The sequence below is a fragment of the Maribacter caenipelagi genome (assembly GCF_004364175.1).
Lineage (GTDB): Bacteria > Bacteroidota > Bacteroidia > Flavobacteriales > Flavobacteriaceae > Maribacter > Maribacter caenipelagi.
Map to the genome: position 1 here is coordinate 315,943 of NZ_SNZW01000016.1, position 18,453 is coordinate 334,395.

The 18,453-nt window shown below is 32.5% G+C and carries 20 protein-coding genes and 1 pseudogene; 1 reads left to right on the plus strand and 20 read right to left on the minus strand.

Going from position 1 to position 18,453, the window contains the following annotated elements; genetic code table 11:
- Nucleotides 1–307: 307 nt before the first annotated feature.
- The 3 genes from DFQ03_RS13850 to DFQ03_RS13860 all read right to left on the minus strand — a co-directional run bounded on the left by DFQ03_RS13850 (nucleotide 308) and on the right by DFQ03_RS13860 (nucleotide 2,193).
- Complete coding sequence (locus tag DFQ03_RS13850; RefSeq protein ID WP_133673769.1) at nucleotides 308–829, minus strand: glutathione peroxidase; 522 nt, start codon at nucleotides 827–829, stop codon at nucleotides 308–310.
- 289 nt (nucleotides 830–1,118) lie between these two features.
- Nucleotides 1,119–1,820: a GTP cyclohydrolase I FolE gene (folE, locus tag DFQ03_RS13855; protein WP_133673770.1), complete on the minus strand. Its 702-nt coding sequence runs from the start codon at nucleotides 1,818–1,820 to the stop codon at nucleotides 1,119–1,121.
- Entirely contained in the window at nucleotides 1,783–2,193 is a 411-nt protein-coding gene (locus tag DFQ03_RS13860; protein ID WP_133673771.1) for a 6-pyruvoyl trahydropterin synthase family protein, read from the minus strand. Before DFQ03_RS13860 ends, folE begins: the two co-directional genes overlap by 38 nt.
- A gap of 419 nt (nucleotides 2,194–2,612) precedes the next feature.
- Here DFQ03_RS13860 and DFQ03_RS13865 point away from each other — a divergent pair, with 419 nt between their 5' ends.
- Nucleotides 2,613–3,944, plus strand: a complete 1,332-nt coding sequence (locus DFQ03_RS13865; protein WP_133673772.1) for a GAF domain-containing sensor histidine kinase — start codon at nucleotides 2,613–2,615, stop codon at nucleotides 3,942–3,944.
- Here the strand turns inward: DFQ03_RS13865 and DFQ03_RS13870 are convergent.
- The 17 genes and pseudogenes from DFQ03_RS13870 to DFQ03_RS13950 all read right to left on the minus strand — a co-directional run bounded on the left by DFQ03_RS13870 (nucleotide 3,931) and on the right by DFQ03_RS13950 (nucleotide 18,397).
- Nucleotides 3,931–4,950, minus strand: coding sequence for an adenosine deaminase (locus DFQ03_RS13870; protein WP_133673773.1), 1,020 nt, complete (start codon nucleotides 4,948–4,950; stop codon nucleotides 3,931–3,933). The genes DFQ03_RS13865 and DFQ03_RS13870 overlap by 14 nt on opposite strands.
- Nucleotides 4,951–5,061: 111 nt before the next feature.
- Nucleotides 5,062–5,445, minus strand: a complete 384-nt coding sequence (locus DFQ03_RS13875; protein WP_133673774.1) for a DUF3037 domain-containing protein — start codon at nucleotides 5,443–5,445, stop codon at nucleotides 5,062–5,064.
- Nucleotides 5,435–6,214: a HipA family kinase gene (locus DFQ03_RS13880; protein WP_133673775.1), complete on the minus strand. Its 780-nt coding sequence runs from the start codon at nucleotides 6,212–6,214 to the stop codon at nucleotides 5,435–5,437. Before DFQ03_RS13880 ends, DFQ03_RS13875 begins: the two co-directional genes overlap by 11 nt.
- Before the next feature lie 43 nt (nucleotides 6,215–6,257).
- On the minus strand, nucleotides 6,258–6,593 hold the full coding sequence (locus DFQ03_RS13885; protein ID WP_133673776.1) for a hypothetical protein: 336 nt from the start codon (nucleotides 6,591–6,593) through the stop codon (nucleotides 6,258–6,260).
- A gap of 29 nt (nucleotides 6,594–6,622) precedes the next feature.
- Nucleotides 6,623–7,300: a hypothetical protein gene (locus DFQ03_RS13890; protein WP_133673777.1), complete on the minus strand. Its 678-nt coding sequence runs from the start codon at nucleotides 7,298–7,300 to the stop codon at nucleotides 6,623–6,625.
- Nucleotides 7,301–7,608: 308 nt separating this feature from the next.
- Nucleotides 7,609–7,923: a hypothetical protein gene (locus DFQ03_RS13895; RefSeq protein WP_133673778.1), complete on the minus strand. Its 315-nt coding sequence runs from the start codon at nucleotides 7,921–7,923 to the stop codon at nucleotides 7,609–7,611.
- A 56-nt stretch (nucleotides 7,924–7,979) separates the two neighbouring features.
- Nucleotides 7,980–8,453 (minus strand): hypothetical protein, encoded by a 474-nt coding sequence (locus DFQ03_RS13900; protein WP_133673779.1) that lies wholly within the window; start codon nucleotides 8,451–8,453, stop codon nucleotides 7,980–7,982.
- Nucleotides 8,454–8,459: 6 nt separating this feature from the next.
- Nucleotides 8,460–10,757: an aminotransferase class III-fold pyridoxal phosphate-dependent enzyme gene (locus DFQ03_RS13905; RefSeq protein ID WP_133673780.1), complete on the minus strand. Its 2,298-nt coding sequence runs from the start codon at nucleotides 10,755–10,757 to the stop codon at nucleotides 8,460–8,462.
- A gap of 450 nt (nucleotides 10,758–11,207) precedes the next feature.
- Nucleotides 11,208–11,641, minus strand: a pseudogene (locus tag DFQ03_RS19265) (prolyl oligopeptidase family serine peptidase).
- A gap of 223 nt (nucleotides 11,642–11,864) precedes the next feature.
- Nucleotides 11,865–12,635: a methanethiol S-methyltransferase gene (gene mddA, locus DFQ03_RS13915; RefSeq protein WP_133673781.1), complete on the minus strand. Its 771-nt coding sequence runs from the start codon at nucleotides 12,633–12,635 to the stop codon at nucleotides 11,865–11,867.
- An 11-nt stretch (nucleotides 12,636–12,646) separates the two neighbouring features.
- Nucleotides 12,647–13,228 carry an OsmC family protein gene (locus tag DFQ03_RS13920; RefSeq protein ID WP_133673782.1) on the minus strand — a complete coding sequence of 194 codons (582 nt, stop codon included), beginning with the start codon at nucleotides 13,226–13,228 and terminating at the stop codon, nucleotides 12,647–12,649.
- A gap of 102 nt (nucleotides 13,229–13,330) precedes the next feature.
- The gene (locus DFQ03_RS13925; protein ID WP_133673783.1) at nucleotides 13,331–14,197 is read right to left on the minus strand and encodes a helix-turn-helix domain-containing protein; all 867 of its coding nucleotides are present in this window, start codon (nucleotides 14,195–14,197) and stop codon (nucleotides 13,331–13,333) included.
- Between the two features lie 162 nt (nucleotides 14,198–14,359).
- Nucleotides 14,360–15,421, minus strand: coding sequence for a ribosome small subunit-dependent GTPase A (rsgA, locus tag DFQ03_RS13930; protein ID WP_133673784.1), 1,062 nt, complete (start codon nucleotides 15,419–15,421; stop codon nucleotides 14,360–14,362).
- 40 nt (nucleotides 15,422–15,461) lie between these two features.
- Nucleotides 15,462–16,184, minus strand: coding sequence for an acetolactate decarboxylase (locus tag DFQ03_RS13935; protein ID WP_243834505.1), 723 nt, complete (start codon nucleotides 16,182–16,184; stop codon nucleotides 15,462–15,464).
- Between the two features lie 268 nt (nucleotides 16,185–16,452).
- Nucleotides 16,453–17,067, minus strand: a complete 615-nt coding sequence (locus DFQ03_RS13940; protein WP_133673785.1) for a hypothetical protein — start codon at nucleotides 17,065–17,067, stop codon at nucleotides 16,453–16,455.
- Between the two features lie 236 nt (nucleotides 17,068–17,303).
- A complete protein-coding gene (locus DFQ03_RS13945) occupies nucleotides 17,304–17,792 on the minus strand; it encodes a hypothetical protein (RefSeq protein ID WP_133673786.1) in 489 nt (162 codons plus the stop codon).
- A gap of 185 nt (nucleotides 17,793–17,977) precedes the next feature.
- Entirely contained in the window at nucleotides 17,978–18,397 is a 420-nt protein-coding gene (locus DFQ03_RS13950) for a hypothetical protein (protein ID WP_133673787.1), read from the minus strand.
- Nucleotides 18,398–18,453 lie beyond the last annotated feature (56 nt).

Consider the following 18,453-nt stretch of genomic DNA (forward strand, 5'->3'; position numbering starts at 1 on the left):
TTATTGGTAATACGGTTGTGTAGTGGTACAAATTGTAACATTGTAATCACCCAAACAAAGATTATTAATATCAATTTTATTAACTGATAGGGTTGGGCTTCAATCATACAATGGTAAATCGATAGCGCTAATTGACCAACCATCAACGGACCAACGATATAGGCAATTAACCTAGTATATTTTTTATGCCATAAGACTAGATTCTTATGATTGTAAAACGTAAAACTCGGATAAATGATTAATTGCACTATCCAAATGAGTACTACTAATACGAAATCAATAAGTATCCCTATAATATTAATTGACATTATAAATGCTTGATGATTTTTGAACTAAAAGGTTTCGTTATAGAATAAAAATAATCAATTAAGTTCCCTTCTTTGTTTATCAAATATTTTTGAAAATTCCACCTTACAGTAGAATTGGTTTTACCATTTAGTTCTTTATTGGTCAACCATTGATATAAAGGGTGCTGTTTGCTACCTTTTACATCTATTTTTTCTGTGAGTAAAAAATTAACGCCGTAATTGCGCTCACAAAAAGTTTTAATTTGAGAACTATCACCAGACTCTTGACCCCCAAATTGATTACAAGGAACTCCTATAACCGTTAAGTTTTTATAAGTATCGCTTAGTTTTTGTAAATCTTTATATTGAACTGTAAAACCACATTCTGATGCCACATTCACAAATAAAATATGGTTGCCATTAAATTTATATAGGTCAATAGCCTCGCCCTCAAGTGAATTTATTTTTATATCATAAATAGAAGTTTTGGCGATCGTTGTTTTTTTGATGGGAGCCGTTTTTGCTTTCTCTATTTTTTTCATTGATTAAATTTTAAAAGAAATTATCTAACACTAATTACCCGACTTGTTGTGATGAAAAATTACTAGTATTCATAGGTTTTTAAATTATCAAGCCAGCACTAATCACCTCTACAATAAAATTAACTAATCTATTTAATACAAAAATTTATAACTAATTATTTGACTACACTTTTCAAACATTTTTTGAAAGTATGTAACTTAATACCATTCTTATATGAATGGTATTAAGCTAAAATAATATAAGATTGATTCTGTTTGGTTTATGGTAATGTTTTACGATTGAGCTTATTTAGTGATTTAAATAATTTTGTAATTCTGTGATTTTATTTGATGTATTAAATACACCACCATAGAAAGAAGTTACAGTCGCTGAGGTATCATCTTTAATGCCACGCGACGAAACGCACAAGTGCTTTGCATCTATTATTACGGCAATATCATCAGTTTCTAGTATTTGTGAGAGTTCGGCAGCTATTTGATTTGTAAGTCTTTCTTGTACCTGCGGTCTTTTGGCGTAATATTGAACAATTCGATTAAGCTTTGAAAGTCCAATTACCTTACCAGAAGATATATATGCGATATGAGCTTTGCCTATAATCGGAACAAAGTGGTGCTCACAATTTGAATAAAAGGTTATATTTTTTTCTACCAGCATTTGATTATACTGATATTTATTATCAAATAATGCTACTTTAGGTTTGTTAGCCGGATTTAAACCTGAAAAGATTTCATCTATGTACATTTTTGCTACACGATTAGGGGTCCCTTTTAGAGAATCATCTTCAAGATCTAGACCCATAACATCCATTATTTCTGAGAATAAATGTGCTATTTTATCTTTTTTTTCTTCATCAGATATCTTAAAAGCATTCGATTTCATAGGGGTTTCAAGACCTGTGTAGATATGATCATCACCTATTTCTTCTTCTGAAAATCCATTTAATTTGTTTGTTTTAATAAGGGTATTCAACATAATTTCTTGGTGTTTCATATAGTTTAATCTTTAATTCTAAATTTGGTTCAATCTCAGTTTTTAAAATATCGTAAATGACTATTGCAATATTTTCAACAGTCGGGTTAAGAGTTTTAAATTCTTCTGTGTCTAGATTTAGATTTTTATGGTCAAATCGATTTAAAACTTTTTCTTCAATTAAATCCGATAAGACTTTGGTATCTATTACGTAACCAGTATCCTTATTACAAAATCCAATAACTTTTACTTCAAGTTCGTAGTTGTGACCGTGATAATTTGGGTTGTTACATTTTCCAAAAACTTCTTTATTTTTTTCATCGCTCCAATTTACATTGTGCAATCTATGTGCTGCATTAAAATGTTCGCATCTTACAATGGCTAGTTTATTCATGATTTAAAGAAAGTTTTTTTGAAAATTTCGTTATTCAAAGGTATTTAATTTTGTTTAAGTAATTATGTTAAATATTAAACAAAATTTATTTTTTTGTAAAACGTTAAAACCGAATAACAATTTCGGTAAACCATATTAGGTCAACTTTGGTTGTTGAAAACATAGTTTTCAGAAAAGGAGTGAAAGAAAAAAGATCTGAAATTGTTTGCGTAATTTGGTCTTTCTTTTCAGGCACGAAGTTTGAGTGATGCTCAAAGTGAATACTATGTCGTTCTATTTATATCTATCATAATTCCATTTTATTTTCAAGACTATATCCTAGGCTACATATTTTATTACGATTATATTATATTTAGCTTATCAAAAGTAGCAAGCGCCTTATATTTGCAGCTGTTAAAACCACTTCTCTTAGATAGACTATGATAAAAGCCAAAATTCATGATAGGGAAAAAGAACGTCTAGCGCTTCTTAATTCATATTCCATTTTAGACACATTGCCTGAAAAAGATTATGATAACCTTACCAAACTTGCGGCAGAAATTTGTCAGACACCAATTTCATTAATTACATTACTTGATGATAAAAGGCAATGGTTTAAATCTCATTACGGACTAGGAGTTTCTGAAACGCCGATCGAGGATGCCTTTTGTGCACATGCTATTACTGGCAATGATCCTATTTTTACAACAGAAGATGCTCGTAAAGATGAGCGATTTTATAATAATCCACTAGTGACCGGTGATCCTAACATTGTTTTTTACGCTGGTATTCCTTTAAAAAACGCAAGTGGTCTGCCTTTAGGTACCTTATGTGTTATTGATAATAAGCCAAGAAAACTAACTGAGAGTCAAAAAGAATCTTTGAATATTTTATCTGAGCAGGTTATAAATTTGTTGGAGCTTAGAAAGAATAAATTAGAACTTGAAAGGGCACATAAAAAATTAAAGAAATTCTCTAAAAAACTAGAGAGAAAGGTTTTTCAACGTACCAATCAATTAGAAATCAAGACTATAAAGTTAGAGTTAATGATTAATGATTTGGAATCTTTTAATCATATCTGTAGCCATGACTTACAAGAGCCTTTACGTAAAATTCAAATGTTTATTTCTCAGGTTAGTGATACTGAATTCAATAACTTATCTGACGGCGGCAAACATAAATTAGAAAGAATTGATCGGTCTGCAGCTCGTATGAGAGATCTTATCCAAGATTTATTGACTTATGGTGCTACCGAAACTATTGACAATAGTTTAACCACTGTTTCGCTAAAAAAGTTGGTCTTAGATGTAAAAGATGTTTTATGTGAAGAGCTTAAGCAGTATAAAACAGTTCTTAAAATACCTAAAGATTGTGAAATTACGGTTAGACCAATACAGTTTAAACAATTGCTGTTCAATCTATTCACTAATGCAATTAAGTTCACTAAAAAAGAAGATAAACCTGTTATAAAAGTAATGGGCAAAATTGTGGATGGTGCAGATTACCCTGAAATGGATTTAGCGGAAGACAAACGTTATTCTCATATAATGGTATCTGACAATGGTATTGGTTTTGATCAAAAATATGAAAGTAAGGTTTTTGAAATTTTTCAACGATTACATAGCGATGAAGAATACCAAGGCACCGGAATCGGACTCGCCATTGTAAAACGTATTGTGACTACCCATAACGGACAAGTTAGGGTAGAAAGTTCTCTTGGCAATGGTGCTTCTTTTGAAATTTTTATTCCGCTCGCAGTTAAAGCGATTTAAAATAATCTTTTACTTCTTGGATATGCTGTTTTTTAGATTCATCGCTCAACCAACTCGCTTCAAAACCATTGATGGCTAGTTGCTCTATTTGTTCTAAACTTAAATTCAAGGCTTTTGCAGTTTGATAGTAGTTCTCGTTCATATACCCACCAAAATAAGCAGGATCGTCTGAGTGTATGGTGGCTACGATTCCCTTATCCAACATTTTAGCGACCGGATGCTCATCCATATTCTGAATTACTTTTAGAGCAACATTGCTAGTAGGGCAGAGGGTCAAAGCGATTTTTTCGTTTACCAATCTTTTTACTAAAGCCTCGTCTGTTAAACAGCGATTGCCATGATCTATACGTTCTACTTTTAAAATATCTAGTGCTTCCCAGATGTAATCTGCCGGACCTTCTTCCCCTGCATGAGCAACTAGTTTATAGCCTTGTGCAGCAGATGCTTTAAATACTTTTTCAAATTTACTTGGCGGATTTCCCATTTCTGATGAATCTAAACCTACGCCATCAATAATGTCTTTAAAGGGTAATGATTCTTCTAAGGTTTTAAAAGCGTCTCCTTCACTTAAATGACGTAAATAGCTCATTATGAGTTTGTAAGAAATATTTAATTCGTTTTTTCCTTTTTCTAAAGCACGGTGAATTCCTTTTATCACAACGTCAAAAGCAACACCTCTTTCGGTATGTGTTTGTGGGTCAAAAAATACCTCTACATGCTTTACGTTTTCACTGTGTACTTTGGTTAAATATGCCCAGGTTAAATCAAAGAAATCTTGCTCATGTAACAGCACTTGCGCGCCGGCATAATAGATGTCTAAAAACTCTTGAAGGTTGTTGAATTTGTACGCTTCCTTAACCGATTCAATAGAATCATAAGGTAAGGTGATGTTATTTCTCTTTGCAATTTGGAACATTAATTCTGGTTCAAAACTCCCTTCTAAATGTAAATGCAGTTCCGTTTTTGGAATGCCTTGAATTATTCGTTGTAGTTCTGATGATTGCATATTATTGGTTTTTTTTAAAAAAAGTAATCTCTTTAATTATTGTAGATATTAGCCTGTCTGATTAACGTAAATTCTAATAATTTATATAACAGTAAGGTAAAGTAATTAACCTTACAATACGTACTTATTAAATATGTCTTCAAGCTCTTTTTCTGGATCTGTACTTAGTCCGGATCGGGTAGTGGAGCTTTGTATAACTGTGCTTCTGCATGCTGTTAACCAACCAAATCGGTCAGGTAAATCTAACTTTCCTATCGGTCCGCTAGCTTCCTTACCTTCACAAATCAATTTCCAGGCTTTTAGATAATCATTCAGAATTTCATATTCTATTTCCGGGGAAAAGGCTTTTAACTTATCCTCATTAATATGATATTTGATATCTAGAAATTTTGTCCGCTTACAGAATAAAATAACACCTACATTAAAAAACTCTTCTCGTTCCACTTTGGGTACAATTCTAACTATCGCAAATTTGAAGGTATGTCTATCTTGCATCTTCCGCTTCTTTTACTAAAACATCGATCATAGATAGCTTAGTGTTTATAAATTTGATATAGGCTGCTCTTTTTTCATTCGCATTAATTACATCAGATTCACTTGTCAACCAATCTTCTGGTATTTTAGTCACAATCTCTGTTATTTTTTCTAATGTGATGATTTTTTGTATTTCTTCTGCAGCTTCGGGTAGGGCAGTGGCTTGTTGTAAAAGCACATGGTCTTTTATAAACGGAAATGTTCTGGTTAGGTGACTCTCCCAAGTCTCCCAATTATGATGAAAATAGAAACTTGCACCGTTATCTATCACCCATAATTCATTATGCCAATATAATAGATTTGCATTTTTAGCGGTACGGTCTATGTTGCTTATTAAACTATCGAGCACCACAACCTTTGAAGCTGTCATGGCATCGGCTCTTGAAATTAAAGGATCGAAAGTGATAGCACCAGATAAAAAGTGCAAACCGAGGTTAAGCCCTACACTAAACTTCAACAAATCTTGAATTTCTTCGTCAGGTTCGGTCTGCCTAAAAGAATCTTCTAAATTCATAAATACCAACTCAGGCACTTTTAATCCAATGGCTCGCGCCAATTCGCCACCAATGAACTCAGAGATAAGAGATTTTTTTCCTTGCCCTGATCCTCTAAACTTCAATACATAGAGAAAATCGTCATCGGCTTTTACTATAGCAGGCATTGAACCACCTTCTCGTAAAGGCTGTAAATATTGAACAACGTCTACTGTTCTAATATGAATTGTATTCATTCTGCTAAGATAGTATTTGTGGTAAGATCATTAGCATACCGTCTCATACGACGTTTGCAATTTTTTCTAAAAAGTAGTGTGTTGAGCCAACAATAATGGTAATGATAGTGATAATAATAAATCTAAAAATAGTTGCTTTGTTATTGTTTTGAATCTTTTTGTTGAAATAGAAAACATCGAACAAAATAAAAATAACTGCAATGATACTGCCAATTATTGTCCCTACATACAATAGCACAAAGTCATGAATTCCATTTAAAAATTGAATTCCGTTATTGTCAGATTTTGGACTTGGACCTAAAACTATGCGCATGTGTAGAAACCCCAATAGAATGGCTACAATATACCACCCAAGGTAATTTAGTATTCGTTTGATCATTTATAATGAATAATTTTTGGTTCAATTTTTTACTCTATTGCATTTTCTAATGGAGAAATCATAATATGTGCTCTGTGCGTACCAGGATTCATAATCCAAGGGTGATTTGGTGCAGACGGAGTTTCTGGTAAGCCAATTGATGCTGATGTTGCAAAAGGTGTGTATATCACATAACGTAGTTTTGCGCCATCTACTTTTGATGTTTCTACATCATAAGCAGAATTCGGACCGTAGTAAATATGTAATGCAGAACCGGGAGTAATTTTAATTTTACCAGATTTCACTTCTGCTTCTCGAACAGCAAATATCTCATCGGCAGATTTACCTTCGGCACGTAATGCTCTACCTCTTGCCATAAAAGCATCTAAGTCTTTATGGTAGCAAGCAGCGTTGAAACCATCTTTCTTTGGGTCATCTGCAAGTACAATATATTCGCTATCACCTTCTTTTAAGGTAACAAACTCACCAGCCATATTATAGCCTATTACTTTACTTGTAGCCCTGCTTTCTGCAGGTGCCGCCATTAGTGCCGTAGCAATAAGGTCTTCATCTGTTTCTATCTTTTTTAATTGCTTTTCAATTTTCGCAACGGCTTCTGTTGTTGTGTCTACATCTGTACTTTCTGCAGATGCTGATTTAGATTTATCAGATGAATTACAGGAACCTAATAGTGCGGCGATAAGCAATGTGGAGAGTACATGTTTCATGTTTTTGATCTAGTTTAGATTATGTTAGAGATAAAAGGGTGGAGAACTTCTTTTAAAAATACGAAATCTTGCTAGAAGAATATCGCTACATGCTTCATAAGAATAACTTATTCTCAGGGTTCGGTATATTTTCTTTTTATACGTCTAAATTAATATCTAAAATCATCATCGCATATACATGCCGATATTATAAGTGCACTAGTAATTAGCGTTTTCAATTTTAAGTTGAGTTTTAGTTAAAGAAATCTGCCGATCATTCCTCCGAGAAAGAAGAAGTACCCAAAAAAGCAAAACAATTTAGTTGGTTTTTACATCAAGTATTTAAGTACTTCTATTGAAGTAGATAGTAATAATAATCCAAGTAAAATTGTAATTACCGAATTGATTATCAATGCTGTTATTTTCTTAATACTATTGGGCTCTCTAATACCTATTATGGATTTTACTAAACCAATTACAGCAATAAAAGTACCTGCAAGAATTAAAAAACCTAGTATTATTGATTTAAGACCTGCATCTTCTACATCTAAAACTAAGTCAGCAAATATGAAAACAATAATAAATGCTATTGCTAGTATAGCATATTTAAATGCACTGTTAGATGTTAGCTTTGTTGATGACATATTTTTTTTCAATTTCAAGAAATACTATAATTCGTACTTGCTTATGATGATTTCTTTTATTCCCAATCGGTAATTTCTAATTCGATACCTCCATTATTAAGTGTAACTATTTTGAGCTCCATAGCATTATATTTTTCGGGTAAGCCGAAGCTATTAAAATCTTCAGGATTTTCTTCTTTAAATTGTTTTAAGAATATTTCAGAATGATAGATATTGATTGTGCCTAAATCTTTGTCAAGCGACCAACTGTAATCTTTAAATGCTTCGTTGCCACAAAAACCTGAGGTTCTATCGTAGTTGACCTTGCATTGATCTAACTCAAGTAATATCACTATTATATTTAATTTCTCCTCTTGATTCTTTGATGATTTCTCCCTTTCGAAAGTGTATATGTCATCATCTAAATCAAATTTATTGAGGTCTAATACCCAAGTGCCATAGACGTCAGATTTAGTGTAGGTTTTATTCTGAGCCAAAGCTGTCAATGCAAAGGCAAAGTATATAAGAGTTATGCAGATCGCTTTTTTCATAAATATTTAATCATAAGAAATTGCTCCATCAGCATAATATGCACCTAGAATATCACTGACTGTTGTAACTACTGTTTCTGCATTTTTTTTACTAAAACATAAAGGTGGTTTTGTCTTAATTACATTATCGAAAGGTCCATCGGTACTCACTAAAATATGCCTGTTTCTTAATTCATTTTTGATATGGCTAGCTAGAGCCGTGTTAGGTGTTTTGCTATTATCTTCAACGATGTCAAAACCGATAAATAACCCAGATCCGCGTACATCGCCAATGCAGCTATATTTTTTCATCATATCTTTTAAAAGAGACATGTAATAATCGCCAACAACTTTTGCGTTTTCTTGTAGTTTTTCTTCTTCTATAACATCTAACATGGCACTTGCAATGGCACAAGAAACAGGATTGCCACCAAAAGAGCTGAAAAATTCTACACCTTTCTCAAATGATTCTGCAATTTCTTGTGTGCAGACAACCGCTCCCATTGGGTGACCGTTGGCTATGGGTTTTCCTAAAATCACCATATCTGGTATGACACCGTGGGCTTCATATCCCCAAAAATGGTCTCCTAATCTTCCAAAACCCGTTTGTACTTCATCACTTATACAAACTCCGCCTTGAGCTCGAATAGCAGGGTATACTTCTTTTAAATATCCATCCGCTAAGGGAACTTGTCCTGCACATCCTAAAATTGGTTCACTTATAAAAGCAGAAATTGGTTGTTTAAATTGTTCTATTTGAGCAATGGCATCTTTACCGTATAATGTTCCAGCATTTGGATTATTAGCACTGTATTTACCTCGGTATGTATCTGGAAGCGTCGTTTTGATTATATGGTTTTTTTGACCATCCCCTTTAGGGTTATTAAACTTGTAATCACTAATATCTATGGCTATTTGGGTATTGCCATGGTAACCAGATTCCATTACCATCATGGTATTACTTTTGGTGTGATTGTTTGCCATGCGTACCGCTAAATCACTTGCTGCGCTACCTGAATTCACAAAAAATACTTTATTCAACTGTGACGGAAAATGTTTTAATAATTTCTCTGCATATTCCGATAACTCATCAAAAATATAGCGTGTATTGGTATTTAGTTTCGCTAGTTGCCGTTGGGCTGCTTCCACGACTTTAGGGTGCGAATGCCCAACATGTGGAATGTTGTTATAAGCATCTAAAAATGTATTTCCTTCTGCATCATACATATATTGAAAGGCAGACCTTACCATATAAATGGGGTCTTTGTAACTGGTGGATAAAATAGGACTAATATGTTTGTGCCTTCTTTTTAGAAGACTCAAGGTTGATGCTGGTTTTTCAATAGGAAGATTAGCTGCTTTTTTAAATTCTTTTTCTACGTGTATAGGGTTTATTGCCAACCATCGGTATAGCATTTTCCAGGCAGATTGCTCGCTTACAGATGCATAGCTGTTATCGGGATTCACCTTTTTTGCATGTGCCGAATTACAAACACTAGTACATAATCTGGCAGCTATTAAGTAATATAATATACTTATTTCTTTAGCTTCAAGCGGAAGTTTTTGATGGTAAGACTTTAGTAATAGTACAGCCCACTGTAAGGGATTTTCCTTATTGTAGCACGTATAGGTGATGGCAATAGCCAATTCATTAATAAGGAAAGAATGAGCCAGGTCTCCGAAATCTATAATGCCTGTAACTTTGTTTTGTTGCACTAGAACATTCCATTCGTTGGCATCGTTATGTATAATCTGCTTTCTTAATTCAGGAAAGAGCGGTCTAACATTTTCTTCAAATTGATTGAAAAAGTAGCGGACAATATTTCTATCTGTGGCATCGGTAATATCAGTTAGATACTTTCTGTTAAAATCAAAATATTGAAGGTCCCATTCCCACTGTCTGCTCTGTATGGTGTAATTTTTAAACTCTTTGAGTTTTAGGTCTAATTCGGCTAGAAAAGTACCCAAAGATTCCATTATTTGCGCTGAGTGTGATACATCGCCTAAAAAGTCACCTTCTAAAAATGAAAGCATACGGCATATTGAAGGTTGCTCGTCTATGGAAAATGTAGCTAGATAAGAACCATCTTTAAACGGAATCGGTTTTGGAATTTCTTTCTCAAAATCGCTTTGTAGAAATAGTAGAGTATCGTTCTCTGCTTTAACCAAATCAAATGATATATCAGAGTATTGATAGGTTTTATAAACATAAGAGTCATCTGAAGTGGTAATGCGGTAATTTAAATTATCGTATCCATCAAGTTGTTTGCGGTCAACAACTTGAAGTCCGAATTCCTTTTTTAAAAAACTATTCAACTTAGACATATTATCAACTTATATTCTCGTTAAAATTCAATCAGGGTCTAGCTACCTTATAAATATACAAACCCTAGGGTTACCATTGATTGAGATATATATTATATGATTTTATGAATTTGTACGATTTTCTAAATAGGGTAATACCATAATTTCAATTTTAAAAATGTGCTTAAATTATGGGGAAAGAAGTAGTCTGTAATGAAAAATTTGAAATAAAAAAGCAGCAAAGGCATGGAGCTCTTGCTGCTTGGGATAACAGTTTGATAAATCAACCTATTTCCTAAATTATTGGAGAAAAAGCTTTTTTTTAATACAGTACTTATGAGTAGTTACGTGGATTAGCACTTAATTTTGCATGTGCACACCAAACTGAAAATCTGCGAGAACAAGCAAATACTTATAGTGATTCATAAGTGAGTGTTCTATTATTTTTTTAAGTAGTTAATTGCTTTTCTATTACTTCAACTTCATTAACAAATATGAAAAAGTTAAAGCATTTGATTTTGCGCTTTGTTCGTTGGTTGCCGAACCTGCGTGACCACCTTCGGTATTTTCGTAATAGTAGATTTTATAGCCCATGTCATTCATTTTAGCTGCCATTTTTCGCGCGTGTCCTGGGTGTACTCTATCATCACGGGTAGAAGTATAAAAGAATACTTCAGGATATTTTCTTCCTTCTTTAAGGTTATGATAGGGCGGGTATTTTTTATGTATGCCCATTCTTCAGGAATATCTGTATTTCCGTATTTATCTTTCCAACTGGCACCTGCCAATAATTTATTATACTGTTGCATGTATAATAGAGGTACTTGACAGACTATAGCATTAAACAAGTCAGGTCTCTGTTTGAAAGCAACGCCAACCAACAAACCACCGTTACTTCTACCCATAATTCCCGGTCAAATTGTTTTTATAGCAGCTAAACATCCAATGGCGCTTTACTTTGTCGCTTTTTTGCATTCTTCCAAGCTTAAATACTTTCCAAGATTACCTTTTTTTATTATTCCATTTTCCACAGGAATTTGCCCTGCAGCATAAATTAGGTTTACAGTCCGTTTCGCAGGTATGTAATTGGCAACGGGTTTCTTTGCTGCTGGCAATTACATACCCAATTCAATTAATTTTGACGCTATTATCCTCATTTGCCCTTGAATTTGTTTTTGTAAAAGGAATAATCATAGGCACTTCTTTTTGGTACGTTTCATATTTTTTTCCGATAGCTTTTTTTAAGTCTTTTTCTTCTAAATATTTTACGGCAACGAAAATATAGGTGGTAGTTACTATGGCAAACAATAAATGACCTGCAGACATGGATGGTGTTGCCCAAAAAGCGATTAGAAACCCTAGCATTAGCGGATGCCTTACAAAGGCATATAAATAGTTGGTTTGAAATTCGGGATTCGGTGTCTTTTTATTTTTTAGATTATCAAAAATTTGGGCTAGACCAAAAAGTTCTAAATGATTGATCATGAATGTAGATAACAGTACAATACCCCAACCTAGAAAGAAGATTGCCCTCAGTACATAAATTGCAATTTTGCTTTCGGTTTCCCATACGATAGTTGTCATGGGTTGCCATTGCCAATAAATGAAAAGCAGAGCTAGACTTGATAAAAGTATGTATGTACTTCGTTCCATTGCTGGACTAAAAATAGTAGTAAACCATTTTTTGAATTGCGGTCGAGCCATTATGCTATGTTGTAAAGCAAATACACTTAATAAAAGCACATTGATTAATAGGGAAGAAAACAATGTCGATTCTGCACCTGAATCTATCGATTTCGGAACAATAATATTACCTACAAAACCTATCGCATATATAAAGGCTATTAGAAAAACGATATATGATATTATACCGTAAATAAAGATGATTGATTTTTTCATAATGTATGTTTTTAGTTATTAATCTTAATGTCTGCATTTAATGTAATTGGAGTCCCTTTTTTTATAGTTTGATACACAATACAACTATGTTTTGCTCCTTTTAACAAGGTATTGAGGAGTTTTTCATTTGTGTTTTTAGCAATAATTAATGCATCTATGTGCAAAGATTGAAATCCAACAGGTACAGATTTATCAATCATTAAAGTGCCTCTTACATCTACTTGGGCATTCGCTCTTATTTTTGTTTCTATGAGTTCTATCCCTAATTTTTCACAAATCAATCTAATAGTACTTTCAAAACAAGAAGCCAAAGAAGCACATAGTAAATCGCCCGGATTTGGAAAATCGTGATCGCCACCAACAGCTTTATGAACTCCAATTTTGAATGGAACTTTCATTTTATCATTGATGGCAACTGTTGTTCTAAATGGATCTTGTAGATTTAATCCAATTACTTCTGCACTATCAGTAATCCACGCTGATGCAGGATCGGCATAATATTTTTCATTTAAAAGTATATGTCTTTGGTGAACGACAGATCCGCCTTTATTGGAGTTTGCATTTTTGGTTGAATAATCTTTTCGAGACATCATATTAATTCGTTATTAATTAATGATGTAAAGGTTGGATATATAATGCCTTTCAAGATTTCTTAAAAGTCCAAATAATGTTCTTAGAGGTTCAAAAAAGTAAAACTATGCTTCCTTTTTAAATGTTCTAAATTTATTGGGAGTAACGCTTACCTTCTTTTTAAAGGCTTGAATAAAATGCGAACTGTTTTTAAAACCACATTCATAACCTATCTCACTTACAGTTAGGTTTGTGCCGAGTAAAAGCATTTTGGAGTGCTCTAATCTCTTATTGATTAACCATCTATTTGGTGTTGTGTTGAAACAGGCTTTGAATTCACGTTTAAAAGACGATAAACTTTTGCCACAAAGTTTAGCAAAATCAACTATTTTCAAATCGTATTGAAAATTTTCTGTCATTATGTATTCAATGGTTGCTTTGGTGTTTTGAGTCAATGAATTGAAAAAAAAGAGTATTTCATTATTGTTTGAATTTAGAACTATATTAAAGAGTAGTTCTTTAAATTTAATTTCGACTAGTTCTTTCGGAATTTCTTTTCCTTGTTTTAAATAATGAAATATACTTTCTATTAATGTTTTAAATACATCATTTGTAGTAATGTCGAAAATTTGATTATGTTCTATCTTTTGATTTAATTCCCTTTTAAAAGATGGATTTTCTGTAATAAATCTTTTGATGAATTCATCATTGATAAAAAACAGCATCACGCAATAATCACTTTCTAAATATTGCCTTGTAGTGTATACACCCTTTCTAACAAACAATGCGTCTCCTGTCGAAAGCTTATGTGTTTTTTTTGATGTAATCCAATCCTTCTTACCACTTATAACATATGTTATTAAATGATTCTCTATCCATAATTGATATTCTTCAATATTTATAGGACATTTATATTCTACGAATAAAAATTCATTGCCAACGAGTTTGTTGAATTTTGGATGATTTTTAAAGTATTCGTATGCATTAATCACTATGTTGTTTTTAGTTTTAAATTATTGCCAATGTGCGGTATATGATTAGTTGTATCCGCTAGGAACTAATTTAGTTAAAGGAAACCGAACGTTAAGGAGATCTTAAGGATTTTCTGAGTACACACAGACCCAAACAATTAATAATACAAGTTGTTGTGTTCACTACTTATTTGATTTTCTTGTTTTCTTGAAGTGTTTTATCATTTTTCCAAAATCTTTGTCTTTTTTACGTTTTTCAGCAACTGTCAATTCAAAATGCTCTTTTTCCTTTTTCATTTTTAGGTAGTTTTCATAAGAGTCCATGTCAATTTCTCCTTTGCTAACAGCTTCTAAAATGGCACAGTCAATTTCTGTTGTATGGGTACAATCCTTGAATTTGCAATTTTTGGATAACTCAATTATGGATTTAAACGTCTTTTCCAATCCACTAGTCGAATCAGCAATTCCAACCTCTCTCATTCCTGGGTTGTCAATTAAGATACCATTTTGAAGAACTAATAACTCTCGGTGACTTGTAACGTGTCGTCCTTTGTTCGTACTTGTACTAATCGTATTCGTTTTCATCAATTGACTTCCTGACAGATTATTTAAAAGGGTAGATTTTCCTACACCTGACGAACCTAACAAACAGTATGTTTTTCCTTTTTGCATAAGTTTTTTGAGTTTTTCAATACCTTTTTTGGTCTCATTACTTATTTCAATTAATGGCACTTGTTTTACCCTGTCTTGCACTTTAGAAATCAACTTTTTTAACTCAATCTCATTTATCAAGTCAATTTTATTTAGAACGATAATGGGCTTTACATTGGCTGTATTGCAAATTATCAGATATCTTTCTATTCGGTTAATGTTAAAATCCCTGTCAACCGACTGTACAATAAAAGCAAAATCAACATTTGTTGCTATGATTTGTTTTTCTCCTTGTTTTCCAACAGCATGTCTTTCAATGATTGTCTTTCTTGGGAAAACAGAATGTATAAGTACTTTTTCTTCATCATATTCTGAAATCGCAACCCAATCCCCAACGGCAGGAAAATCGGACCTTTTTTGTGCTGAAAATCTTAAATTCCCAATTATCTCCGCATCATATTCATCTTCTGTGGTTTTTACAACATATCTTTCCTTGTGTTCAGAAATAACTCGTCCCACTCCGAATGACTCAAGGTTTTGACTTCTTCGGTAGCTTTCCAAATCTTTATTATATCCTAAGTCTTCTAGTGTCATTAGACTTTTTTTGTATTATAAACTGTGTTGCCAGCAGTTTTTATTTTTTAGGTAAATACAATTTCATATTCTCAATTTCCAGCTCGTCCAAATGCCCCATTTTACTTTCGTCTTTCGTTATCAAGTGCAAATGGATGTTAGAATCGTGATGAGTAAAAATTCCTTTATGTTCTGTTGAGAAAAAACCTATTATTTCTACAGATTCATTATTTAATTCGTAATTCATTTGTCCTTGATGCGCCTCGGCTGGTGAAGAAACTTTTGTTCTTTTTGGTAAATTTTGAATGTGAATTATAGCTTTAGATACTTTTCCGCTCAATTTGAAAGCAAAAGGTCTTTTTGAGTTAGTTGTTTTTTCGTCAACAAGTTTCTCTAAATCTTGAATAGTTTTAATTTCTGACGTTAATTCAATTTCGTTCCATTCGTTCACGTTTGCATAAACAAAGAAAGGTGCGGAAACGTTAAAACTTTTTTTGACTACCATAGTTGAATCTGAAGTCACCTTTGAAACGTAACTCATTCCATTATTAATCAATAATTCGCCTGTCAGATAACTAACAGGTCCTATTCCATAAAGTCCTTTTTTGTTCGAAATAGTGTCTAGATTAATTATTTCGTTTAATTCTCCTTTCCACATAACATTTTTCATTGAACCTACAATATTAATGTCAGGATAAGTTTCATTCAAGTTATTTTTCTTTTGCTCAGAATTGCAACCAAATATTCCGATTATTAGAACTCCAATTATTATTTTTTTAATCATAGATTTCGTTTTTTTCAAATTGCTGGCATTGTTTTAGCTACGAACAGTACGGGCGCAAACTAGCATTTGCTTTCCGCCACGCACATAGCGAAATCTTTTTGTTTTGTTTTTTCTTTTCCTGTTTAAAGCAAAATCTCAAAGATTTTGCTGTCACTATAAAATACGCAAACCATTCGTTTATGCCCGAAGCCCTCATTGCTTATAGGTTTTGATGTAAAACGTTTTATATGGTTTTAAGAGTATTTTTATACTTATTTAAGAAAGGTCTTTAACGAAAAGTTATATCTTTTACCTTTTGGCAACCATAATAAAGAGAAGCTTTTTTTATTCCCCTAGGAACTAAGAAAATTAAATTAGCTTTCCTCTTTTTAAATCCTCTGATTTCATAATAATACTTGATTTTCTTTGCGTTTTTGGACCTACCCCATTTATAAGAGTGTGTAACGTTTTCATAGTCTTTATAAGTGTAGTTTTCAAAAGTGTCTATTATTTTAGGGTCATAAACATAGCCTGCTAAACTAACAATATCTTTATCGTACTCCATTAGCACTCTGTTCATACTGCTATTCAAATGTGCTATTGGATAATCAAAATTTGTTGGTCTAATTCTTTTTTTGCTATCATCTAAAATAAATGAGATTGGATTAGGGTCAAATTCAGCTTTCTTACCATTTTTGGATGTTAATCTAATTCGAACATTTATAAATTTAGCTTCACTTGATGTACGATGCTCTGTTCGATGTGCAAAGTTTGAATTATTCTTTGTTCTAATGAATTCGATATTAAAAGGACTGTCATCTAAGTTTAGATTTTGGCAAATTATGTGATTATTAAAAAATAAACCAATTATAATGCTGGTAAAGTATAATTTTCTTGTTGCCATCTGGATGTTTTTGATTAATTCAAAATATTGACCTAAATGTAGCACAACGGTTGGGCAAAGCGTAGTGCGGAGGCAAGGAAACTTTTCTTTTCCGTCTGCGCACGAAGCTATAGCTTATAGTTTAGTTTTATTTTTTCTTGTCCAAAGCTAAATCCCAAAGATTTTGCGACCTCCTAAACCTGCCCGCAGGCAGGCAGGTATACACAGACCTTGGCGTAAAAAACCTAAACCCCGCATTAATTATAGTTATTGTTGTGCCTCGTTTTTATTTCGATGGTTTTTGTCAATTTATTCAGACCAGTTTTTGAAATAAAGCGAAAACTTAATTCTATAAAAACAAACCTTATAAAAAGTAATACTGTTATATGAACTGGCAGGAATATTATTCCCTCTTCAAATCCTTGATTATATGTAATTAAACCAAAGCCAATAAGCGGATATGATAAAAGTATAGAAAACATTACTTTAAAAGCATTATGAATTCTTATTTCTAATTCTCCTACAGAATCTTGAAGTTCTCCAGTAAAAACACAAACCGCTCCACGTCCAATTTCAGATGATATTATTTTAAATCCGCTTTCATTTACTTTTCCAATAAATTTTTTGTCAGTATAACTAGAAATTAGATTATCAGTCAGTTTTGTGTTGCGCTTTAATTCATTCAACGTAGCTACTCTATCTTCTCTTAATTCTACCGTAAAGTATTTACTTGGGAATAATTTCATACAGTTTTCGTTGTTATTGTCAAATGACGCAAAGCGTGTTTGTGTATGATTTCGTTGCGTGTTTCTGTACTAAATTTAGTAAATAAATCACAGATAGAAAGTCTGCGGGCCTTCGTAAGTAGGCTAAAACAAGCAATTAATTTAATACATTGTTGGGGCACGTTTTCTTCAATATTAGCTTACAACTAATAGAAGTTACCACCCTTTTTAAGGTAAAGATTTAAGATTGCTAAAAATAAAAAAATTCCAGGAATATAAGGAGGGCTAATTTTCAAAGGTAAGACTTCTGATGGCACATTTGGATGAAGATGTACATAAAAGGCTATAACCATAATTATTACTATGCTTAGATTGCTTAATGTGAAAATTCTTTTGAAATTCTTTTTTGAAGTTTTAGAGTCGAAAAATAAAACAAAAAACAGTGATAATCCTATAAGGATTTCTCCCATTTGTCCACTCCAATATGAAAGTGTAGGAAAGGGTAATTCACTTTTTATTATTTGTGTTGAATACCAGTATTTGAATGGGTTTATAAATTTTAGTACTCCAAACGTAAACATTGATAGTCCAAGAATTCCAGTTATAATTTTATTTGCTTTAGTCATTATATTGAATTGTTTAATATTTACAAATATCTATTAAATCAAAACAGACAAAAAGG